Source organism: Streptomyces sp. NPDC127068, assembly GCF_042724695.1.
Taxonomy (GTDB): Bacteria; Actinomycetota; Actinomycetes; order Streptomycetales; family Streptomycetaceae; genus Streptomyces.
This window is the reverse complement of sequence record NZ_JBHXEN010000058.1, coordinates 1-21,821: the sequence shown is the minus strand read 5'-3', so window position 1 is coordinate 21,821 and position 21,821 is coordinate 1. Positions and strand designations below refer to the sequence as shown.

Below are 21,821 nucleotides of genomic sequence, written 5' to 3'. Positions count from 1 at the left end.
ATTTTTCGACGGATGCCCACGGTCTCCGCCGCCGGGGCCGACTGCTGTGGCCGCAAGCACCGTTGATCACGAGAACGTCACTTCGCCGGACCGGTGGGGGGCGGTGTCGCATCATGGGGCGGGGGACATCCGTCGCACACTGGGGGGAAACCGTGCACCGTCGTGCCGTCGCCGTACTGCTCACCGTGGGGCTGACCGCCCTGTCGGGCTGCGGCAGCATCGAGGAGAAGACCGCGAAGTTGCCCGACATGAAGGGCAAGGGGCTCCAGTCCGCACAGGACCAGGCCCGGGAGGCGGGCTTCGACCGGCTGAGCTCGCACGACGCGCTGGGTCGCGGGCGGCTCCAGGCGATGGACCGCAACTGGAAGGTGTGCGGGCAGACTCCGAAGCCGGGGACGCACGCCACGAAGACGAAGGTCCGCTTCGCCACGGTCAAGCTGGACGAGAAGTGCCCCGCCAAGGACGGCGCGCTCCAGGAGACCAGGAGCACGCTGCCCGACTTCGTCGGCAAGTCGGTGCGGGCGGTCCGGCAGTCGCTGGACAGCTCCACCAGCATCTCCGTCAACGACGCCTCCGGCGAGGACCGGTTGGTGATCGTGGAGTCCAACTGGAAGGTGTGCGCGCAGAAGCCGAAGGCCGGCACCGACTTCGACGGGCAGCCGGTCACCCTCGACGCGGTGAAGTTCGGCGAGCGCTGCTGAGGTGCGGGGCCCCCGGGGCTCTTCAGTTCCGGGGACCCCGCGAGGTGTTCAGCTCTCTTCGGCCGCTTCCTGCGGGGCCAGACTGTCCATGAAGGAGCTGACCGAGAAGACCGCCCGCCCCGGGCCGGCCGGTCCGTAGCCGGGAGGCGAGGACAGTCCGAACTCGTCCATGGTGGCGCGGTAGGACTCCAGCAGCCGGATGTGGTACTCCAGCGGGGCGCCCTGCGGATTCGCCTTGCCCAGCGGGGTGGTGGGCTCGGGGCACCAGGTGGTGAAGCGCGGCGTGATGCCGTGCGACATGAAGAACCGCAGGCCCTCGGTGGTGGAGGCGATGGCCTCGTCGACGGTGGTGAAACCGAAGGGTTCCGCCATCTCGACGCCCGCGACGAAGTTCGGGATGACGTTGCGGGCGCCGAACACGTCCGCCGAGTCGAGGATGCGGCGGTGCCACTCGTCACGGCCGACGTAACGCTCCTTGCCGGGGCAGTAGAGCTCGAACAGACGGCGGTCCCACACCTCGTAGTTGGGGTGGTAGATCTGCACCCCGTAGTCCTTGAAGCGCTGGACGTCGTCCCTGGGGAGGGCCTGGGCCACGACCTTGCCGATCCACCGGCCGGGGAAGCGCTCCTCGATGGCCTTGGCGTAGTGGCCGTAGAAGTCGGCCTCGTCGCGGCCGGCGACCTTCGAGGTCACGGCACCGCCGGTGAGCGTGTAGGCGGTGGAGGTGCGGGCGGTGTCGTACTTGTCGATGATCTCCAGGGCCTCCAGCACCTCCTCGACGTCCTTGACGCCGGTGTAGGGGCGCCCTGCGGCCTTGTGCTGGCGCCAGTTGTGGTTGATGTCGCAGTACTGGCACTCCTCCTTGGCGCCGAAGTACTGGCAGACCCGGAAGACCGTCAGGTAGACGAGGTAGCCCCACTGGATGGTCGGCGCGACCTCCATCACCGACTTGCCGCTGGCGAGGGTGTGACGGTAGTAGTCGGGCATCGGCGGCAGGCCGACGTCGGCGATCCGGCGGCCGTCCAGGTACAGCCCGAGCATCCCGTCGGCGTCGGCGGCGACCCGGTACGGGGACGCCGGGTTGACCCGGACGGAGACCACGGTGCGACGCAGGTCGTACGGGCCGCCGGTGAGGACGATCTCCTCCGGCGGGCGGCGCAGCGCGGCGGCGCCCAGCTCCGGCAGGGTGCCGTGGTCGAAGGAGAAGATGAAGTACGACTTGGGCTTGACGTCGCCGGTGGCCTCGTTGGTGGTGTCGCTGAGGGCCGACTCGTCGAAGGCGATGCCACCACGCAGCAGGTCCTCCTTGAAGACCGCTTCCCTCGGTACGTGCGGGAACCGTTCCAGCAGATCCTCGACCAGCGCGGTGCGGCGCACCGTACCGTCCGTGGTGTCGGTGCCGTCCGTGGTGCCCATCGTGTGTCTCCTCGCTCCCCCCGGCCGCGGAGGTGTGTCCGACGGGGCCCGGGGTGTCGGTGCCCGCCGCTCGCGGTGTGTGCGTCCGGCCCTCCACCGTATGCCCCCGTCCGGGGCGGCCCGACCGGGGCCCGGGGACGGAGGGCTTAGGTCGGGGGACCGACCCGCCGTGGGGTGCCGGGCCGGGCGCTCCGAGCGGGTTCGGCCCCGGGGCCGTCAGCGGTCCGCGGCCCGGGACGGCGGGGCTGCGTCGCGCACTTCGGCGGGCGCGGCGGGCGCGGCGGGCGCGGCGGGCCACAGCGCGAACGCGCGGTCGCGGGGACCGTGCAGCACCGTGGCGCCGGGTCCGGGACCGAACCTGCGCACCGGGTGTCGTGCGTCCCACGCGGGCCATCCGGGGTCCCCGTCGACGACGAACCGCACCCACGCCCCGTGCATCTCGTCGGCGAGCCACTGCGGCGCCCCGGGCCCGGCCAGCATCGCCGTGGCCGGCGAGGAGACGGTGTCGAAGACGAACCCCAGTTCCAGTGCGTGGCAGGCGCCGAGCCCGGCGATCGAGGACGGCCAGGCGAACTCGTAGAGGTAGGTGTCGCCGGGAACCGGGGCCGCGGCCCTGCGGGCTTCCGCCAGCCGGTGAACCGGCCGTCTCAGCAGGTGGTCGGTGACGAGTTGGCCGACGACCTCCGCCGGGCCCGCCCCGGGGTGCAGCGCACGGTAGCCGCGGACCGTGCCCGGGCCGCAGCGGGTGCGGGCCCGTGCCCAGGCCAGGGCGAGCGGACCGAGCCGGTCGACCCGTTCCCGGAGCCCGTTCGGTGCGAGCCACAGCCGGTGTTCCTGGGTGGTCCACCCCGCCAGCAGTCCGACGTCGGCCGCCCCGTCCCCGCGGGTGAGTGCCTCCATCGGCTCGGCGGGGACCAGGTCGCCGTCCACGACCACGCCGAAGGCGGGGCCGCCGAGCAGCGGGTTCGCCCGTCGGCCGGCCTCCTGTTGGGCGGCCAGCAGCGCGGCCGGCTCCAATTCGGCGAACGCCGCGGCCGTGGCGGGGACCTTCAACCGGGTGGCCATCCGGCGCACCATCCGGCGGGCCCGGTCACGTTCCACGGTCTGCGGCGGTCCGCTCTGGAGGACCGCGCGCCGGAACAGGCCCCGGGCGCGGGGGCTGGCCAGCAGCACGCCCGCGCTGATCGCACCCGCCGACGCGCCGAAGAGCGTCACCCGGTCCGGGTCGCCGCCGAACGCCGCGATGCCGTCGCGGACCCACTCCAGGGCGGCGAGTTGGTCGCGCAGCCCCAGGTTGGGCGGGGCGTCGGGGAAGAGGCCGTACCCCTCCACCCCGAGGCGGTAGTTGAAGGACACCAGGACCACGCCGTCGCGGGCGAAGGCCCCGCCGTCGTACACCGGCACCGCGGAGGACCCCCGGGTCAGGGAGCCGCCGTGGGCCCAGACCGCCACCGGGAGCCGGGCGGCCGGGTCCGGGTCCGGGGTCCACACGTTCACGGTGAGCCAGTCGTCCCCCGTGATCACCGGATCGGCCAGGATGCGGGCGAAGGGCGCACTGTACGGGGGCTTGGGCGGGGTGGCGCCGAAGGCGGTGGCGTCCCGCACGCCGTCCCAGGGCTCGGGGGGTCGAGGAGGTCGGAAGCGGAGGGCGCCCCGCGGCGGCGCGGCGTAGGGGACGCCCCGGAAGACGGCCACCCGCCGCCCGTCCCCGCCTGCGAGGTCTTCGTGGCGTCCGCGCACCGTTCCGTACGCGGTCCGGACCCGTGGACCTGACACCATCGTTGAACGCACTCCTCCGCATCGTCGCGCGTCCCCGGACGGCAACCGGGGGCGCGCGTCCGTCGTCACGTCGCCCCAGGGTGTACCAGGAGCCCCGGCAGGGCCACCCGGACGGGTGCGGCGGGGCGGCGCGGCCGGGGGTGCTGTCCGATTCCTTCAAGACCGGGGCGGCGCGGTGTGCCTACGCTCCAGCCATGAACGCACGATTCGATCTGGTGAGCGTGGTCGTCTCCGACATGGCCGCGTCCGTCGCCTTCTACCGCCGTATCGGCCTCGACTTCCCGGCAGGAGCCGAGTCCCAACCGCACGCGGAGGCCGAACTGTCCGGGGGCCTGCGGTTCGCCCTCGACTCCGAGGAGGTCATCCGTAGTTTCCTGCCCGACTGGCACGGCGTGCCGGAGGGGCGGGTGGGGCTCGCCTTCCGCTGCGACGGGGGTCCGCAGGGCGTCGACGACCTGTACGCGGCGCTGGTCGCCGAGGGGCACAAGGGGGTGCGCCCGCCGTGGGACGCTCCCTGGGGTCAGCGGTACGCCCTGGTGGCGGACCCGGACGGCAACGGGGTGGACCTCTTCGCTCCCCTGTCCTGAGCCGCGGACGCCCTGAGCGCCGCGGATGCCCTGAGCGGACGCCCTGAGCCGCGGGCTCCGGTCAGGGGGCCAGGCGACCGAGGGTGGTGCCCGCCAGGGCGCGGGTCTCGCGAGCCAGGTGCGCCTGGTCGGCGTACCCCGTGCGCAGGGCCGCGTCGGCGTGCCGCGTGCCCGAGCGGACCAGGGCCAGGGCGCGTTGGAAGCGCAGCACCCGGGCCAGGGTCTTGGGCCCGTAGCCGAACGCCTCCAGGGACCTGCGGTGCAGGCCCCGCGCGCCGAGCCCCACCTCGTCGGCCACCGCGCCGACGCTCCGTCCGGCGCGGAGCCCGGAGACGATCGGCCCCACCAGCGGGTCGGTGCGGCGCGCCGCCCATCGTTCGGCGGCCAGGTCCTCCAGGGCCACGGCGGGGTCGGTCGCCGCCGCGATCCGTGCCGCGAGGGCACCGACCTCCCGGGCGGGCCACAGTTCCGCGAGGTCCACCCGCCGGTCGCGCAGGACGTGGGCGGGTACGCCCAGGGCCGGTGCCGCGGTCCCGGGCGCGAACCGCACTCCGGTGTACGGGGCGGAGCCGTCCGGCCGGTGGGCCCGGGTGTCCGGTCCCGCGACGAGCAGCCGGCCCGCGCTCCAGAGCAGGTCCATGCACCCGTCGGGCAGGACCGTGCCGCCCCCGCCGGGCTCCGGCTCCGCACTCCACACGACCGCCCCGGGCACCCGGGAAGCCCTTTCCACGTACCCCATACGGCCCAGGTTACGGCGTGGGGACAGGTGTGGGCGCAGGTCGCGGGCGGTGCTCGCGGTATTCCTGGGGGCTGACCCCGTAGACCCGTTTGAAGGCGCTGGACAGGGCGAACGCGCTGCCGTACCCGACCTGTCGGGCGATCGCGCCGATGGTGAGGTCGGTGTCGCGCAGGAGGTCCGCGCAGTGGGCGAGGCGCCATCCGGTGAGGTACGCCATCGGGGGTTCCCCGACGAGCGCGGTGAAGCGGCGGGCGAGGGCCGCCCGGGACACCCCGGTCTTCGCGGCGAGTCCGGCGACGGTCCACGGATGGGCGGGTTCGTCCTGGAGGAGTCGGAGGGCCGGCCCCACGACCGGGTCGCCCAGGGCCGCGTACCAGGCGGGGGCCTCGGCCTCCGGTCGGGAGAACCAGGCCCGCAGCGCTTGGATGACGATGAGGTCGAGCAGTCGGTCGAGCACGACTTCCTGGCCGGGCTCGTCGCGGGCCATCTCCGCGGCGAGCAGCGTCAGCAGTCCGCGGTCCCAGTCCCCGGCCGTGAGGGTGAGCAGCGGCGGCAGCGCGTCGAGGAGTCGTCCGCTGATCTCGCCGCGCAGGTGGTACGTCCCGATGAGCAGCGCGACGGCGGCGTCCGTGCGGTCCCCCCAGGTCCGTAGCCCGAGGTCCATCACGCCGTGCAGGGGCTCGCCGTCGGGCGTCGCGCAGATGCCGCCGGGCAGACAGCGGACCAGGGGGACGGTGTCGGGGGCGTCGGCGCAGGTGTAGTGCTCGGGGCCGCGGGCCAGTGCGATGTCCCCGGGCCCGATGCGGAGCGGGGTCCCGCTGGTGGGGACGATCCATGCCTCCCCGGTGACCACGACCATCAGGGAGAGGGGGGCCTCGTCCTCGACCCTGACCGACCAGGGCGGGTCGAAGCAGGCGCGGATGAGGAAGGCGCCACGGGCCCGTGGGCCTTCCAGTAGTCCGGCGAGCGCGTCCATGCCGGTCAGGTTAGGGCAGTGGCGGCCGGAGCCCTGCTGAGGACCGACCGGCGGGCGCGTGGGATCGGGACCTTCCGGACGGAACGCCCCGATGACGAACCCGACGGTGGCCCGGGGGACCCGGTGGTCCCGTCAGTCGCGGTGGCGTTCCCGCCCGGGTCCCTCGGCCGCGCGGGACCAGACGTCTCCTGCGGCGCCCGGGTCCTGTCGGTGCCGACCGGGGAGGACCGCGCCGTGGTGGACGCCCCCGGCGACCTCGCCGTGGGGGGTTCCCGGGTGGTGCGCGGGCGGGGTGCGCAGGGCGGCCTGGGGCCCGGCGGGGCCGCCACCGTCGCGGCCCGTCTCGCGGGCCTCGCCGTCGCCGCCTGCGGTCCCGGTGCCGGAGGCGTCCGCCGGTGGGCCGTCGGAGGGGCGCCACAGGGGGGTGCGCAGCCGGGAGCCGAGGTCCTCCGGGGGCAGGAACTTCGACCACCGCTCGGGGAACTCGGACGGCATCTCCGGGTCGTCGGCCTGGTCCGCCTGGTCGGAGTAGTCGGCGTAGTCCGCGTCGTCGGAGTACCCGGAGGGCTCGGGGAAGTCGGGGAAGACGGAGTACTGTTCGCCGCCGTGGCGGCGCCAGGCGGCGGCGCGGGCCACGTACTCGGCGATCTGTGCCTGCTTCGCCCGCTCCTGGGCGGCGCGGGCCGCCGCGGTGGCGACGGAGGGCCAGACGCGGTCGATCGCGGCGTTCACCGCGGCGCCGACCAGCACGGCGAACGCCGAGACGCCGATCCACAACAGCACCGCGACGGGGGCCGCCAGCGAGCCGTAGATGGTGGGGCCCTCGACGGTGTTGGTCAGGTAGATGCGGAGCAGGAAGCTGCCGAGCACCCACATCCCGAGGGCGATCAGCGCCCCGGGCACGTCCTCCACCCAGGGCGAGCGCACCGGTACGGAGACGTGGTACAGCGTGGTCAGGAAGGCCACGGAGAGCACGATCACGACCGGCCAGTAGAGCACTTGGACGACGGTGGTCGACCAGGGCACCACCTTCACCACCGCGTCCGGCCCCGCGACGATCAGCGGGAGCGCCACCGAGCCGATCAACAGGGCGACGATGAACAGCAGGAAGGCGAGCAGCCGCGTCTTCACGATGCCGCGGGCGCCGTCGAGCCCGTACATGACGGTGATGGTGTCGATGAAGACGTTCACCGCCCGGGAGCCGGACCACAGGGCGAACAGGAAGCCGATGGAGATGATGTCGGGTCTGCCGCCCTCCATCACGTCGTCGAGGATCGGCCGGGCGATCTCGTTCACGCCCTTGTCCGACAGGACGGTGCGGGACGCCTCCAGCAGATTGGACTCGACGCTGGCGATGGTGGAGGCACCGGTCCAGGAGTCGACGTACCCGAGCAGTCCGATGAGGCTCAGCAGCAGGGGCGGCACGGACAGCAGCGTGAAGAACGCGGCCTCGGCGGCGAGGCCGAGGATGCGGTACTCGATGCACGAGTTGACGGTGTCCTTGAGCAGGAGCCAGGCGGTCCTGCGTTTGGAGACATCCCGATACAGGGCTTTGGCCCGGTGAAGGCGGCCGGCTGGCCGATCAGGTGTTTCTTTTGCCTCGTGCACCTCCTTACCGTATCGGCATGGCAGCACGCACTCACACCGTGACCAACCAGCCTCCGCCCTTGACGGGGTATGACGTGTTTGCTGGTGACCTGGCCCTTTCCGAGGCGGTCGGCCGCCATCTGGACCCGGCCCTCAGGGACGCGGCGGACGCGGAACTGTCGCTGTTGGGGCGGGCCGCGGGCTCGGCCCAGGTCCAGGAGTGGGGGGCGCTGGCGAACGAGAACCCGCCCGTGTTGCGCACCCACGACCGTTACGGCCACCGGATCGACGAGGTGGCGTTCCATCCGGCGTGGCACCGCCTGCTCGGCAAGGCGGTCGGGGCCGGGCTGACCGCGGCGTGGACGACGCCGGGCGGGCACGTCCGGCGGGCGGCCGGGTTCCTGGTGTGGTCGCAGGCGGAGGCGGGGAACGGCTGTCCGCTGTCGATGACCCATGCGGCAGTGCCCGCGCTGCGCGCCGAGCCGGCCCTGGCGGCCGAGTGGGTGCCCCGGCTGACCTCGCGCACCTACGACGCGGGGCTGCGGCCGGCGGCACGCAAGGCCGGCGCCCTGTTCGGCATGGGCATGACCGAGAAGCAGGGGGGCAGCGACGTCCGCGCCAACGCGACGGTCGCCACCGCGCTCGCGGGCGACGGCGAGTACGCCCTCACCGGGCACAAGTGGTTCTGCTCGGCCCCGATGTCCGACGGCTTCCTGGTACTGGCCCGGGCCGCGGAAGGGCTCACCTGCTTCCTGGTTCCGCGCGTCCTCGGGGACGGCACCCGCAACGCGTTCGCGATCCAGCGCCTCAAGGACAAGCTGGGCAACCGGTCGAACGCCTCCGCCGAGGTCGAGTTCGACGGCACCTGGGCGCGCCGGGTCGGGGCCGAGGGGCGCGGGGTGCGCACCATCATCGAGATGGTCACGGCGACCCGGCTCGACTGCGTCCTCGGGTCCGCGGCACTGATGCGGCAGGCGGTGGCCCAGGCGGTGCACCACACGACGTACCGGGAGGCGTTCGGCGGGCCCCTGGTGGACAAGCCGCTGATGCGCAACGTCCTCGCCGACCTGGCCGTCGAGTCGGAGGCCGCGACCACCCTGGCGCTGCGGCTCGCGGCGGCGTACGACACCGCCGAGGACGGGACCGACCCCGCGGCGGCCGGTGAGCGCGCCCTGCTGCGGCTCGCGGTGCCGGTCGCCAAGTACTGGGTCACCAAGCGCTGCACCCCCCTGGTGGCCGAGGCCCTGGAGTGCCTCGGCGGCAACGGGTACGTCGAGGAGTCCGGGATGCCGAGGCTGTTGCGGGAGGCGCCGCTGAACTCGATCTGGGAGGGGTCGGGCAACGTGCAGGCCCTCGACGTGCTCCGGGCGCTCCAGCGCGAACCGGAGGCGCTGCACGCGTTCCTGGTGGAGGTGGGACGGGCCCGGGGCGCCGACGACCGGCTCGACCGCGCGATCAGGGACCTGCTCACCGAGCTGGCGGACCTGGAGGGCCTGGAGGCCAGGGCGCGGCGGGTGGTGGAGCGGATGGCGCTGGTGCTCCAGGGCTCCTTGCTGGTCCGGTTCGCACCGCCGGCGGTGGCGGACGCCTTCTGTTCCTCGCGCCTGGCCCGCGACGGGGGCGGCGCCTTCGGCACCCTGGCGCACACCCTGGACCTGGCGTCGGTGGTCGACCGGGCCCGGCCGGTACGGACCGGGTGAGGTGCGGCGGGGGTGGTACCGCGCCGACACGGCGCCACCCCCGCCCGGCCCCGTGGTGCGGAGCGCGCGCCGAACGAACGGCGCCGGGCTCAGCTTTGAGCACCCCTCGCACCTCCGCCAGAGTTGCAGGGGGTTGCACCCCCGCACCGAACTGCGCACTTCCGGGGCACCATGGGGGCGGGACGGGCCCGCTCCCACCGGGAGTACGCGCGGGCGGTGCGTGAAGGGGGAGGCTTGTGGTGATGCCATCGGCCATCGAGGTGGCGAAACTCGCCGCCATGGACGCGGAGCGGGCGTCGCGGCTGCTGCGGGAGGTCCACGCGGCGAACCTGGCGGGGGACCGCACGGGAGCCGCGCCCCGGCCGGTGATAGGCGAGTCCTGGGTCCGGGCGGTGCGCGGCGGCATCGATCCGGACCGGGACCACCGGGGCACGTTGCTGAGCCTGGAGCGGTTGGCCGAACTGCGCCAGCGCTCGCCCTTGCACGAGCTGCTGCCGCTGCTGCGGGAAGCGGTGGAGCCGGTGACCGACGCCTCGCAGTCGATCATGATCGTCAGCGATGCGGCCGGTCGGGTGCTCTGGCGGGAGGGCCATCCCGCGGTGCTGCGCAAGGCGGACCTGTTGGGGTGCGAGCCGGGGGCGGACTGGAGCGAGGCCGCGGTCGGCACCAACGGGGTGGGCACCCCGTTGGTGATCAGGCGGCCGGTGCGGGTGCACGCGGCCGAACACTTCCTGCGGGCCCAGCACCCGTGGACATGTGCCGGCGCGCCGATCACCGACCCCCGGGACGGGCGGCTGCTCGGCACCATCGACGTGAGCGGACCGCACGAGACCCAGCACCCGGCCACCCTGGCGCTGGTGTCGTCGGTCGCGAAACTGGCCGAGGCGCGGCTGCGGGAGCGGCACCTGACGGGGCTGGAACGGCTGCGGTCGGTGGCGGCTCCGGTGCTGGCGCGGCTCGGGGGGCGGGCGCTCGCCGTGGACGGGGACGGCTGGACGGCCGGGGTGACCGGGATGCCGCCGATGGACCGGGTGGCGCTGCCGCGGGGGCTGGCGCAGGGCCGGACGTGGCTGCCCTCGCTCGGCGACTGTCTGGTGGAGGCGCTGCCCGGCGGCTGGCTGCTGCGGGTGGCACAGACCGGGGAGGCCCCGGCCACCCGGGTCCTGCTGGACGTGTCCGAGGCGCGGCGGTGGCACGTGACCGTGACCGGCGGCTCGGGGAGCTGGACGCACGAACTCACCCCCAGGCACGCCGAGTTGCTGTACCTGTTGGCGGTGCACCGGGCGGGGCGCAGCGCGTCCGAGTTGGCGGGGGCGATGTTCGGTGATCCGAGTCGGACGGTGACGGTGCGGGCCGAGGTCTCGCGGGTGCGGAGGTATCTGGGCGGGCTGCTGTGCCACCGTCCCTACCGGTTCCGGGAGGACGTGACGGTGGAGCTGGACCTGCCCGCGCGACCCCACGACCTCCTCCCCCACTCGGCGGCCCCGGAGATCCGCTCGGCCGGCCCGGCCCCGGAGATCCGCTCGGCCACTGCGGACCCGGAGGTCCGCTCGACCACCCGGGAGGTTCCGGCCCGCCCTTGAGGGAGGAGGGACCGACGGGCGGGGCGGGCGGGCCCGGGACGCTTTCGTACCCTGGGCCCATGAGCATCACCGTGACCACCTGGTCCCTCGAACAGACCTCCCCGGCCGATCTGATCCCGGCCAAGGAGCCGGAGGGCGACATCCGGATCGCCCGGGCCGAGGTACCCTCGCCGGAGTTCAGCCGCTTCCTCTACACGGCGGTGGGCGGGGACATCCGCTGGACGGACCGGCTACCGCTGACGTACGCCGATTGGCGGGAGCGGCTGGAGCGTCCGGGGACCGAGACGTGGGTCGCGTACGACCGGGGCACCCCGGCGGGTTACGTGGAGCTGGAGGCCCAGGAGAACGGTTCGGTGGAGATCGTGTACTTCGGCCTGATCCCGGCGTTCCGGGGCCGCCGGATCGGCGGGCACCTGCTCAGCCTCGGTACGGCGCGGGCCTGGGACCTGGCCAGCCGCTGGCCGGATCTGGCTCCCACCAGCCGCGTCTGGCTGCACACGTGCAGCGAGGACGGTGCGCACGCGATGGACAACTACCTGCGCCGCGGTTTCCGCCTGTTCGACACCAAGACGGCCCCGGAGCCCGAGGTGTCGACCCCGGGGCCCTGGCCGGGTGCCGGACCCGTCTGAGACGGGCCGGCGGATCATGTGACCAAGACCACCCTTGTCCCACGATACGGGACAAGGGTGTCCACATAGCGGATAACGCTAGACCGGTCCGACACCGCCGTGCCACGCTTCCGCCATGCCTTCAGCTGGAATCCCCTTGGTGAGTCGACGTCACGTCGACCTCGGCCGCGTGTCCAGCGCCATCTGTCCGGCGCGCTGACCGCCCTCAGCACCGCCGTCCCCCCACTCCCCGACCTCCTCAGCGCCTTCCGCCCCGTCCTGCACCTTCACGCCCTCGCGTGGTGCCGGGATCCGCGTCGTCGCCACCCATCACTGCGCAGTGCCGCGCGCGGATGTCCCGCACCCTCCGCGCTGTTCCCGTATGCGCAGGTAAGAGCCGCTTTCCTGCCTGTCCGAAGGACGTATTCCCATGGTCTCCTCGGCCTCGACGCCGCCGCAGAAGCCCGCCGCAACCGCGGCCCGCCGTAGGGTGACCCGTCACCGTGGCGAAGGCCAGTGGGCCAAGGGCCACTTCACCCCCCTGAACGGCAACGAGCAGTTCAAGAAGGACGACGACGGTCTCAACGTACGGACACGTATTGAGACGATCTACTCTCGGCAGGGTTTCGACTCCATCGACCCGAACGACCTGCGCGGCCGGATGCGTTGGTGGGGTCTGTACACCCAGCGCAAGCCCGGGATCGACGGCGGCAAGACCGCGATCCTGGAGCCGGAGGAGCTGGACGACAAGTACTTCATGATGCGCGTCCGCATCGATGGCGGACGTCTCACCACCGAACAGCTGCGGGTGATAGCCGAGATCTCGCAGGAGTTCGCGCGCGGCACCGCCGACATCACGGACCGGCAGAATATCCAGTACCACTGGATCCGCATCGAGGACGTGCCCGAGATCTGGCGCCGGTTGGAGGCCGTCGGCCTGTCCAGCACCGAGGCGTGCGGCGACACCCCCCGGGTGATCCTCGGCTCCCCGGTCGCCGGCATCGCCGAGGACGAGATCATCGACGGCACCCCGGCCATCGACGAGATCTACCGCCGGATCGTGGGCAACCGGGACTTCTCCAACCTGCCGCGGAAGTTCAAGTCCGCCGTCTCCGGCTCCCCGTTGCTCGACGTGGCGCACGAGATCAACGACATCGCCTTCGTCGGCGTGCGCCACCCCGAACTCGGCCCCGGCTTCGACGTCTGGGTGGGCGGCGGCCTGTCCACCAACCCCAAGCTCGGCGTCCGCCTGGGCACGTGGGTGTCCCTGGAGGACGTGCCGGACGTCTACGAGGGCGTCATCGGCATCTTCCGCGACTACGGATTCCGTCGGCTGCGCAACCGCGCCCGGCTGAAGTTCCTGGTGGCCGACTGGGGACCGGAGAAGTTCCGCCAGGTCCTGGAGGACGAGTACCTGCTGCGCAAGCTGAACGACGGCCCGGCGCCCGAGCAGCCCGTGCAGCGCTGGCGCGACCACGTGGGCGTGCACCGCCAGAAGGACGGCCGCTACTACATCGGGTTCGCCCCCCGCGTCGGCCGGGTCGACGGCACCATCCTCACCAAGGTCGCGCAGATCGCCGAGGACCACGGCAGCGGACGGCTGCGGACCACCGCCGAACAGAAGATGCTGGTCCTCGACATCACCGAGGACCGGGTCGACTCCGCGGTGACCGCCCTGGAGGCGCTGGACCTGCGCGTCACGCCCTCCCCGTTCCGGCGCGGCACCATGGCCTGCACCGGCATCGAGTACTGCAAGCTCGCGATCGTCGAGACCAAGGCGCGCGCCGCCACGCTCATCGACGAACTGGAGCGCAGGCTCCCGGAGTTCGAAGAGCCGATCACCATCAACATCAACGGCTGCCCCAACGCCTGCGCCCGCATCCAGGTGGCGGACATCGGTCTCAAGGGCCAGCTGGTGCTGGACGACGACGGCAACCAGGTCGAGGGCTACCAGGTGCACCTCGGCGGCGCGCTCGGTCTGGAGGCCGGTTTCGGCCGCAAGGTGCGCGGTCTGAAGGTGACTTCGCACGAGCTCCCCGACTACGTGGAGCGGGTCGTCCGTCGTTTCGAGACCGAACGCGAGGACGGCGAGCGCTTCGCCACCTGGGTCACCCGTGCCTCGGAAGAGGCGCTGTCATGAGCGAGCGCGCCGCCCCCTTCCACTGCCCCTACTGCGGCGACGAGGACCTCCGCCCGAACGAACAGGGCCACGGCGCCTGGGAATGCGCGGCGTGCAACCGAGCCTTTCAGCTGAAGTTCCTCGGGCTGCTCGCCCGTGGGCTCCGCCGACAGGACACCGGAGGGGACTCGATATGACCGTCACGGGAACCACCGCACCGCACGACACGGACGGCCGCCGCCCGGCCGACACCACCGACGAACGCGCCGCCGAACTGAAGGCCCTCGCCGAGCGGGCCGGACGCGAGCTGGAGGACGCCTCCGCGCTCGCCGTCGTCACCTGGGCCGCCACCACCTTCGGCCCCCGCTTCTGCGTCACCTCCTCCATGGAGGACGCCGTCGTGGCCCACCTGGCGTCCCGCGCCCTGCCCGGCGTGGACGTGGTCTTCCTGGACACCGGCTACCACTTCCCGGAGACCATCGGCACCCGGGACGCCGTGGAGGCCGTGATGGACGTCAACGTCATCACCCTGACCCCGCGTCAGACCGTGGCGGAGCAGGACGCCGAGTACGGGCCCCGGCTCCACGACCGCGACCCCGACCTGTGCTGCGCCCTGCGCAAGGTCCAGCCCCTCCAGGACAGCCTCACCGGCTACGAGGCGTGGGCGACGGGCCTGCGCCGCGACGAGTCGCCCACCCGGGCCGGCACCCCGGTCGTCGGCTGGGACGCCAAGCGCCGCAAGGTGAAGGTCTCCCCCATCGCCCGCTGGACGCAGGACGACGTGGACCGTTACGTCGCCGAGTACGGTGTGCTGACCAACCCCCTGCTCATGGACGGCTACGCCTCCGTGGGCTGCGCACCGTGCACCCGGCAGGTCCTCGAAGGCGAGGACGCCCGCGCCGGACGCTGGGCCGGCCGGGGCAAGACCGAGTGCGGTCTGCACGGATGACCGCCGCCCGTCCGGGGGGCACCGCCGCCCCCCGTCCCCCACACCAGGAGACCGAGCATGCCGAGGAGAAACACGTGAGCGGAGCCACCATCTGGCTCACGGGTCTGCCCAGCGCGGGCAAGACGACCATCGCGTACGAGCTGGCCGGACGGCTGCGCGCCGACGGCCACCGGGTCGAGGTCCTCGACGGCGACGAGATCCGCGAGTTCCTCTCCGCGGGTCTCGGCTTCGACCGTGCGGACCGGCACACCAACGTGCAGCGCATCGGCTTCGTCGCCGAACTCCTCGCCCGCAACGGCGTCCTCGTCCTCGTTCCGGTGATCGCGCCCTACGCCGACAGCCGTACGGCAGTGCGGGAACGGCACGACAAGGCCGGCACCCCCTACGTCGAGGTGCACGTCGCCACGCCCGTGGACGTGTGCGCGGTGCGGGACGTGAAGGGCCTGTACGCCAAGCAGGCGGCGGGCGAGATATCCGGCCTCACCGGGGTCGATGACCCGTACGAGCAGCCCGAGGCGCCGGACCTGCGGATCGAGTCCCAGGACCAGACCGTCCAGGAGTCCGCGACCGCGCTGCACGCACTGCTCACCGAGAGGGGCCTCCTATGACGGCGACCGCGGCCACGGCCCGCGACGGCCACGGCGACGACGTCCGCACGGGACGCGGACCGGCCGGCCAGGAGAGCCCGTACACGCTCTCGCACCTCGACGCGCTGGAGTCCGAGGCCGTCCACATCTTCCGCGAGGTGGCGGGCGAGTTCGAGCGGCCGGTGATCCTGTTCTCCGGCGGCAAGGACTCCATCGTCATGCTGCACCTGGCGCTGAAGGCGTTCGCGCCGGCGCCGGTGCCGTTCACGCTGCTGCACGTCGACACCGGGCACAACTTCCCCGAGGTCCTCGACTACCGCGACCGGACGGTGGCCCGCCACGGGCTGCGGCTGCTCGTCGCCTCCGTGCAGGAGTACATCGACCGCGGCGCACTGCGGGAACGGCCCGACGGCACCCGCAACCCCCTCCAGACCGTCCCGCTCACCGAGGCGATCCAGCAGCAGCGGTTCGACGCCGTGTTCGGCGGCGGGCGCCGCGACGAGGAGAAGGCGCGGGCCAAGGAGCGGGTGTTCTCGCTGCGCGACGAGTTCTCCCAGTGGGACCCCCGCCGCCAGCGGCCCGAACTGTGGCAGCTCTACAACGGCCGGCACGCACCCGGTGAGCACGTCCGGGTGTTCCCGCTGTCCAACTGGACCGAGCTGGACGTGTGGCAGTACATCGCCCGGGAGTCCATCGAGCTGCCGGAGATCTACTTCGCGCACGAACGCGACGTGTTCCTGCGCTCGGGCATGTGGCTGACCGCCGGTGACTGGGGCGGCGCCAAGGACGGCGAGCCGATCGAGAAGCGGCTGGTGCGCTACCGCACCGTCGGGGACATGTCCTGCACCGGAGCCGTCGACTCGGACGCCACCACCCTGGACGCCGTCATCGCGGAGATCGCCGCGTCCCGGCTCACCGAGCGGGGCGCCACCCGCGCCGACGACAAGTTGTCCGAGGCCGCGATGGAAGACCGCAAGCGCGAGGGGTACTTCTAGCCATGACCAACAGCACTGCGACGGCCGGGGAACTCGCCGGCCTCTCGGCGACCACCCTGCTGCGCTTCGCGACCGCCGGTTCGGTGGACGACGGCAAGTCCACCCTGGTGGGACGGCTCCTGCACGACTCCAAGTCGGTGCTCGTCGACCAGCTGGAGGCCGTCGAACACGCCTCCCGCAACCGCGGTCAGACGACCCCGGACCTGGCGCTGCTCACCGACGGACTGCGCGCCGAGCGGGAGCAGGGCATCACCATCGACGTGGCGTACCGCTACTTCGCGACCCCGCGCCGCCGGTTCATCCTGGCCGACACGCCGGGCCATGTGCAGTACACCCGGAACATGGTCACCGGTGCGTCCACCGCCGAACTGACGGTGATCCTGGTGGACGCCCGCAACGGCGTGGTCGAGCAGACCCGTCGGCATGCGGCCATCGCCGCCCTGCTGCGGGTCCCGCACGTGGTGCTCGCGGTGAACAAGATGGACCTGGTGGAGTTCGCGGAGCCGGTGTTCGCGGACATCGCCGAGGAGTTCACCGCCTACGCCACCGAGTTGGGCGTCCCGGAGGTGACGGCCATCCCGATCTCGGCCCTCACCGGGGACAACGTCGTGGACCCGTCGGCGAACATGGACTGGTACGGCGGCCCGACCGTGCTGGAGCACCTGGAGACCGTGCCGGTCAGCCATGACCTCGCGGAGTGCCACGCCCGGTTGCCGGTGCAGTACGTGATCCGGCCGCAGACCGCCGAACTGCCCGACTACCGCGGCTACGCGGGGCAGATCGCCGCCGGGACGTTCCGGGTGGGCGAGCAGGTGTCCGTGCTGCCCTCGGGCCGCACCACGACGATCGCCGGGATCGACCTGCTCGGCCGGCAGGTCGACGTGGCGTGGACCCCGCAGTCCGTGACGCTGCTGCTGGCCGACGACGTCGACGTCTCGCGCGGCGACCTGATCGTGCCGACCCTCGACGCGCCGGCCACCACGCAGGACATCGAGGCGACGGTGTGCCACGTGGCCGACACGCCGTTGGTCGTGGGCCAGCGGGTGCTGCTGAAGCACACCACCCGCACCGTCAAGGCGATCGTCAAGGAGATACCGTCCCGGCTCACCCTGGACGACCTCTCCCAGCACCGCGAGCCGGGGCAGCTGGTCGCCAACGACATCGGCCGGGTGAAGGTCCGCACCGCCGAGCCGCTGGCGGTGGACGCGTACGCGGAGTCCCGGCGCACCGGTTCGTTCCTGCTGATCGACCCGGCGGACGGCACCACCCTGGCCGCCGCCATGGCGGGCGAGTCGTTCGCCACGAACCGCGCCGGGGGCGGCGCCGCAGGGGACGGTGGCCACGAGGACGGCACCGAGGACGGGTGGGACTTCTAGGCATGAGCACACAGGGGGAGGTGACCGGCCTGATGGACGAACGGGCAACCGGCGTCGGCGTCGGCGCTGATGTCTTCTCGACGTTCGCCAAGGAGGGTGGCCGCGTCGGCAGCGGCGCGCTCGGCAGTGGGCAGGGAGGTGTCGGGCGATGTGTGTGAAGACGTACGCGCACCGCTTGCGCGCCCTCACCCCCCACCTGCTGTACCGAGCATTACGTAAGCCTGCCGACTTCCCGGCCACGACCTGAGTACGTGAACGCCGGGCCAACGAGAGGACCACCTCCCGTGCCTGCCACGCTTCGTTCCACCAGCCTGCGACGCGGTCTGGCCGCCGCCGTCGCGCTCCCGCTCCTCGCGGTCTCCGCGACCGCCTGCGGCTACGGGTCCAAGTCGGACGACGACAAGGACGACAAGGCCGCCCCGGCCGCCAACGCGAAGAAGCTGTCCGCCGACACCGTCAAGATCGGCTACTTCCCGAACCTCACCCACGCCACCGCGCTCATCGGTGACCACCGCGGTCTGTTCCAGAAAGAACTGGGCGGCACCAGAGCCTCGTACGCCCAGTTCAACGCGGGTCCCTCGGAGATCGAGGCGTTGAACTCCGGTTCGATCGACATCGGTTGGATCGGCCCCAACCCGGCGATCAACGGCTACGTGAAGTCCAAGGGCTCCAACCTGCGGATCATCGGCGGATCGGCGTCCGGCGGCGTGAAGCTCGTCGTCAACCCCGACAAGATCAAGAAGCTGGACGACGTCAAGGGCAAGAAGATCGCGACGCCCCAGTTCGGCAACACCCAGGACGTGGCGCTCCTCAACTGGGCCGCCGAGCGGGGCTGGAAGGTCGACGCCCAGAGCGGCAAGGGCGACGTGAACGTCGTCCGCACCGACAACAAGATCACGCCGGACGCCTACAAGGCGGGTTCCATAGACGGCGCCTGGGTGCCGGAGCCCACCGCGTCCAGGCTGGTGGCCCTCGGCGGCAAGGTCATCCTCAACGAGGCGGACCTGTGGCCGGACAAGAAGTTCGTGATCACGCACGTCATCGTGTCGCAGAAGTTCCTCGACAAGCACCCGGACGTGGTGGAGGCCGTGCTGCGCGGCACCGTCAAGACCAACGCGTGGATCAAGGCGAACCCCGATGAGGCCAAGAAGGCCGCCAACGACAAGCTGGAGGCCCTGTCGGGCAAGCCGCTGCCGACGGACGTCCTCGACAATGCCTGGCCGTCGATCGAGTTCACCAACGACCCGCTGGCGTCGACGCTGAAGACCGGGGCGGAGTACGCGGTGAAGGCCGGTCTGCTGGAGAAGCCGAACCTCCAGGGGATCTACGACCTCACGACGCTGAACAAGGTCCTGTCGGCCGAGGGCCAGCCCGAGGTCGACGACGCCGGACTCGGCGTCAAGTAGCGGATTCCCGACCCCAGGAGGTGACGACCATGGCCACGACGTTCGCCAAGGCCGCCGACGGTACCCAGACGACCGCTCCCGCGGCGCGGATCGAGCATGTTTCCAAGTCCTTCGCCGGTCCCGCCGGGCCACAGCTCGTCCTGGACGACATCACCCTCGATGTCGCGCCGGGCGAGTTCGTCACCCTCCTGGGGGCCTCGGGATGCGGCAAGTCCACCCTGCTGAACCTGGTCGCCGGGCTGGACAAGCCCACCGGCGGCACGATCAGCACCGAGGGGCGGCCCGCCCTGATGTTCCAGGAGCACGCCCTGTTCCCGTGGCTCACCGCGGGCAAGAACATCGAACTCGCCCTGAAACTGCGGGGCGTGGCAAAGACCAACCGCCGCGACCGGGCGGAGGAGCTGCTGGAGCTGGTCCGGCTGAAGGGCTCCTACGGCAAGCGCGTGCACGAGCTGTCCGGTGGCATGCGGCAGCGGGTCGCGATGGCCCGCGCGCTGGCACAGGACAGTCAACTGCTGTTGATGGACGAGCCGTTCGCCGCGCTCGACGCGATCACCCGGGACGTGCTGCACGACGAGCTGACCCGGATCTGGCGCGAGACGAAGGTGTCGGTGCTGTTCGTCACGCACAACGTCCGCGAGGCGGTGCGGTTGGCCGAGCGGGTGGTGCTGCTGTCCTCCCGACCGGGTCGGGTGGCGCACACCTGGCAGGTCGACATCCCGCAGCCGCGCCGCATCGAGGACAGTGCCGTCGCCGAACTGTCCGTCGAGATCACTGAAAAACTGCGTGGGGAGATCCGCCGCCATGGCCAGCACTGACACGACGGCCGACCAGGACGGTACGGGCACCGGGAAGGACGGCGCGTCCGCACCCGGCGGACGGTCCACCGCCGCCTCGGTCACCAAGGAGGGCAAGGCGTCCGCACCGGCCGCCGGGGGCCGCGCCGAGAAGGCCCCGGACCTGCACGACCTCGCGGGCGTGGAGGCGGGACTCGACGCGCTGGACTCCGTCCAGACCAGCCGCACCCCGCTCCGCGAGACCCTGCTGCGCAAGGTGCTGCCGCCGGTGATCGCGGTGGCGCTGGTGCTGGTGGTGTGGCAGGTCCTGGTGTGGGCCGAAGTCACCGACAGCTACAAGCTCCCCGCCCCGTCCGAGGTCTGGGACGAGGTCGTCACCGCCTGGGAGCGGGGGGTCCTGCTCGAATACATCTGGACCAGCGTCTCCCGGGGTCTGCTGGGCTTCCTGTTCGCCCTCGCGATCGGCACCCCGCTCGGGTTGCTGGTCGCCCGGGTGAAGTTCGTCCGGGCGGCGATCGGGCCGATCCTGTCGGGGCTCCAGTCGCTGCCTTCGGTGGCCTGGGTGCCGCCCGCGGTGATCTGGCTCGGCCTGAACGACCAGATGATGTTCGCGGTCATCCTGCTCGGGGCGGTCCCCTCGATCGCCAACGGGCTGGTCTCCGGTGTCGACCAGGTGCCCCCGCTGTTCCTGCGGGCGGGACGCACCCTGGGCGCCACGGGGCTGCGCCACACCTGGCACATCGTCATGCCCGCGGCCCTGCCGGGCTACCTGGCCGGGCTCAAGCAGGGCTGGGCGTTCTCCTGGCGTTCGCTCATGGCCGCGGAGATCATCGCCTCCTCGCCCGAGTTGGGCGTCGGTCTGGGCCAGCTGCTGGAGAACGGCCGCAACGCGAGCAGCATGTCGATGGTGTTCCTCGCCATCATCATGATCCTCGTCGTCGGCATCGCGATCGACCTGCTGATCTTCAGTCCGCTGGAGCGGTGGGTGCTGCGGAGCCGCGGTCTGCTGGTGAAGAGCTGATCACATGACCGAACCCGTCCTCCTCGTCATCGCCCACGGCAGCCGCGATCCGCGTCATGCGGCGACCGTCCACGCCCTGGTGGAGCGGGTCCGGGCGCTACGGCCCGGCCTGCGGGTGGAGACCGGCTTCCTGGACTTCAACGTGCCTTCGGTGCCGTCGGTCCTGGAGTCGTTGGCCGCCCGGGGGGTCAGCGAGGTCATCGCGCAACCGCTCCTGCTGACCCGGGCGTTCCACGCCAAGGCGGACATCCCGGCGGTCCTGCGGGAGGCGCCGGCGGGGATGCGGGTGCGGCAGGCCGCGGTGCTGGGGCCGTCCCCCCTGCTCACGGCCGCGCTGGAGAGGCGGTTGTACGAGGCCGGGCTCACGCCCGGCGACAAGCCCACGACCGGGGTCGTCCTCGCGTCGGCGGGCTCCACAGATCCGGAGGCGATCGCGGTGATCGCAGAAATCGCGCGGGAGTGGCGGCACACCGGTTGGTGCGCCGTGCGGCCCGCGTTCGCCTCCGCGTCCCTTCCCCGCACCGAGGACGCGGTGCGGGCGCTACGGGCGGAGGGGGTCCGCCGGATCGCGGTGGCCCCCTACGTCCTGGCCCCCGGCCTGCTGCCGGACCGGATCGCCCGGGGGGCGACCGAGGCGGGCGCCGAGGTGCTCGCCGCGGTGCTGGGTCCGGCGCCGGAGGTGGCCCGGGTACTGCTCCGGCGGTACGACGCCGCGGTGCGCGCCCCGGGCGGGCACGGCTCCGGTACAGCCGCCGAGGAGGGACGGGTGTCACTCGGGGCCTGACGGTACGCACCGTCCCGTCAGGTCGACGCTCCATGCCGAGGGGCGCCCCCCCCCCCCCGGGGGCGGGGCGGCCCGGCCCCCCCCCCCGCGGCTCCGCCGCACCGCACGGCC

General features: G+C 72.5%; 22 protein-coding genes. 17 read left to right on the top strand and 5 right to left on the bottom strand.

Going from position 1 to position 21,821, the window contains the following annotated elements; translation table 11 throughout:
- Positions 1 to 152 precede the first annotated feature (152 nt).
- Positions 153 to 701 (top strand): hypothetical protein, encoded by a 549-nt coding sequence (locus ACFWIA_RS29255; protein ID WP_387010217.1) that lies wholly within the window; start codon positions 153 to 155, stop codon positions 699 to 701.
- 48 nt (positions 702 to 749) lie between these two features.
- Here the strand turns inward: ACFWIA_RS29255 and ACFWIA_RS29250 are convergent, their stop codons facing one another.
- Positions 750 to 2,117, bottom strand: a complete 1,368-nt coding sequence (locus ACFWIA_RS29250; protein ID WP_387010215.1) for a radical SAM protein — start codon at positions 2,115 to 2,117, stop codon at positions 750 to 752.
- A gap of 216 nt (positions 2,118 to 2,333) precedes the next feature.
- On the bottom strand, positions 2,334 to 3,896 hold the full coding sequence (locus ACFWIA_RS29245; protein ID WP_387010213.1) for a carboxylesterase/lipase family protein: 1,563 nt from the start codon (positions 3,894 to 3,896) through the stop codon (positions 2,334 to 2,336).
- 194 nt (positions 3,897 to 4,090) lie between these two features.
- On the opposite strand from ACFWIA_RS29245, the gene ACFWIA_RS29240 reads away from it, so the two are divergent.
- On the top strand, positions 4,091 to 4,483 hold the full coding sequence (locus tag ACFWIA_RS29240; protein WP_387010211.1) for a VOC family protein: 393 nt from the start codon (positions 4,091 to 4,093) through the stop codon (positions 4,481 to 4,483).
- A 61-nt stretch (positions 4,484 to 4,544) separates the two neighbouring features.
- Here ACFWIA_RS29240 and ACFWIA_RS29235 read toward each other — a convergent pair whose 3' ends face one another.
- The 3 genes from ACFWIA_RS29235 to ACFWIA_RS29225 all read right to left on the bottom strand — a co-directional run bounded on the left by ACFWIA_RS29235 (position 4,545) and on the right by ACFWIA_RS29225 (position 7,806).
- Positions 4,545 to 5,222: a helix-turn-helix domain-containing protein gene (locus ACFWIA_RS29235; RefSeq protein ID WP_387010209.1), complete on the bottom strand. Its 678-nt coding sequence runs from the start codon at positions 5,220 to 5,222 to the stop codon at positions 4,545 to 4,547.
- A 10-nt stretch (positions 5,223 to 5,232) separates the two neighbouring features.
- A complete protein-coding gene (locus tag ACFWIA_RS29230) occupies positions 5,233 to 6,198 on the bottom strand; it encodes an AraC family transcriptional regulator (protein WP_387010207.1) in 966 nt (321 codons plus the stop codon).
- A gap of 132 nt (positions 6,199 to 6,330) precedes the next feature.
- Positions 6,331 to 7,806 (bottom strand): YihY/virulence factor BrkB family protein, encoded by a 1,476-nt coding sequence (locus ACFWIA_RS29225; protein WP_387010205.1) that lies wholly within the window; start codon positions 7,804 to 7,806, stop codon positions 6,331 to 6,333.
- A gap of 17 nt (positions 7,807 to 7,823) precedes the next feature.
- On the opposite strand from ACFWIA_RS29225, the gene ACFWIA_RS29220 reads away from it, so the two are divergent.
- The 15 genes from ACFWIA_RS29220 (at position 7,824) to ACFWIA_RS29150 (ending at position 21,710) form a co-directional block, all read left to right on the top strand.
- Positions 7,824 to 9,485, top strand: a complete 1,662-nt coding sequence (locus ACFWIA_RS29220) for an acyl-CoA dehydrogenase family protein (protein ID WP_387010203.1) — start codon at positions 7,824 to 7,826, stop codon at positions 9,483 to 9,485.
- Positions 9,486 to 9,727: 242 nt separating this feature from the next.
- Entirely contained in the window at positions 9,728 to 11,068 is a 1,341-nt protein-coding gene (locus ACFWIA_RS29215) for a GAF domain-containing protein (RefSeq protein ID WP_387010263.1), read from the top strand.
- Positions 11,069 to 11,127: 59 nt separating this feature from the next.
- Positions 11,128 to 11,697, top strand: a complete 570-nt coding sequence (locus ACFWIA_RS29210) for a GNAT family N-acetyltransferase (protein WP_387010201.1) — start codon at positions 11,128 to 11,130, stop codon at positions 11,695 to 11,697.
- 115 nt (positions 11,698 to 11,812) lie between these two features.
- Positions 11,813 to 11,896 carry a putative leader peptide gene (locus ACFWIA_RS29205; protein ID WP_353961789.1) on the top strand — a complete coding sequence of 28 codons (84 nt, stop codon included), beginning with the start codon at positions 11,813 to 11,815 and terminating at the stop codon, positions 11,894 to 11,896.
- Positions 11,897 to 12,106: 210 nt separating this feature from the next.
- Positions 12,107 to 13,816, top strand: a complete 1,710-nt coding sequence (locus ACFWIA_RS29200) for a nitrite/sulfite reductase (protein WP_387010199.1) — start codon at positions 12,107 to 12,109, stop codon at positions 13,814 to 13,816.
- Entirely contained in the window at positions 13,813 to 13,992 is a 180-nt protein-coding gene (locus ACFWIA_RS29195) for a hypothetical protein (RefSeq protein WP_385493355.1), read from the top strand. The genes ACFWIA_RS29200 and ACFWIA_RS29195 overlap by 4 nt, the downstream gene beginning before the upstream one ends.
- Complete coding sequence (locus ACFWIA_RS29190; RefSeq protein ID WP_387010198.1) at positions 13,989 to 14,744, top strand: phosphoadenylyl-sulfate reductase; 756 nt, start codon at positions 13,989 to 13,991, stop codon at positions 14,742 to 14,744. Before ACFWIA_RS29195 ends, ACFWIA_RS29190 begins: the two co-directional genes overlap by 4 nt.
- The gene (cysC, locus tag ACFWIA_RS29185; protein WP_387010196.1) at positions 14,726 to 15,352 is read left to right on the top strand and encodes an adenylyl-sulfate kinase; all 627 of its coding nucleotides are present in this window, start codon (positions 14,726 to 14,728) and stop codon (positions 15,350 to 15,352) included. The genes ACFWIA_RS29190 and cysC overlap by 19 nt, the downstream gene beginning before the upstream one ends.
- Positions 15,349 to 16,326: a sulfate adenylyltransferase subunit CysD gene (gene cysD / locus ACFWIA_RS29180; protein ID WP_387010194.1), complete on the top strand. Its 978-nt coding sequence runs from the start codon at positions 15,349 to 15,351 to the stop codon at positions 16,324 to 16,326. Before cysC ends, cysD begins: the two co-directional genes overlap by 4 nt.
- Before the next feature lie 2 nt (positions 16,327 to 16,328).
- Positions 16,329 to 17,702, top strand: coding sequence for a sulfate adenylyltransferase subunit 1 (locus ACFWIA_RS29175; RefSeq protein ID WP_387010192.1), 1,374 nt, complete (start codon positions 16,329 to 16,331; stop codon positions 17,700 to 17,702).
- A gap of 2 nt (positions 17,703 to 17,704) precedes the next feature.
- Complete coding sequence (locus ACFWIA_RS29170; protein WP_387010269.1) at positions 17,705 to 17,860, top strand: hypothetical protein; 156 nt, start codon at positions 17,705 to 17,707, stop codon at positions 17,858 to 17,860.
- A gap of 126 nt (positions 17,861 to 17,986) precedes the next feature.
- Positions 17,987 to 19,108 (top strand): aliphatic sulfonate ABC transporter substrate-binding protein, encoded by a 1,122-nt coding sequence (locus ACFWIA_RS29165; protein ID WP_387010190.1) that lies wholly within the window; start codon positions 17,987 to 17,989, stop codon positions 19,106 to 19,108.
- 29 nt (positions 19,109 to 19,137) lie between these two features.
- The gene (locus ACFWIA_RS29160) at positions 19,138 to 19,926 is read left to right on the top strand and encodes an ABC transporter ATP-binding protein (protein ID WP_385493361.1); all 789 of its coding nucleotides are present in this window, start codon (positions 19,138 to 19,140) and stop codon (positions 19,924 to 19,926) included.
- Positions 19,913 to 20,926: an ABC transporter permease gene (locus ACFWIA_RS29155; protein WP_387010188.1), complete on the top strand. Its 1,014-nt coding sequence runs from the start codon at positions 19,913 to 19,915 to the stop codon at positions 20,924 to 20,926. The genes ACFWIA_RS29160 and ACFWIA_RS29155 overlap by 14 nt, the downstream gene beginning before the upstream one ends.
- Before the next feature lie 4 nt (positions 20,927 to 20,930).
- Positions 20,931 to 21,710 (top strand): sirohydrochlorin chelatase, encoded by a 780-nt coding sequence (locus tag ACFWIA_RS29150; RefSeq protein WP_387010186.1) that lies wholly within the window; start codon positions 20,931 to 20,933, stop codon positions 21,708 to 21,710.
- Positions 21,711 to 21,821 lie beyond the last annotated feature (111 nt).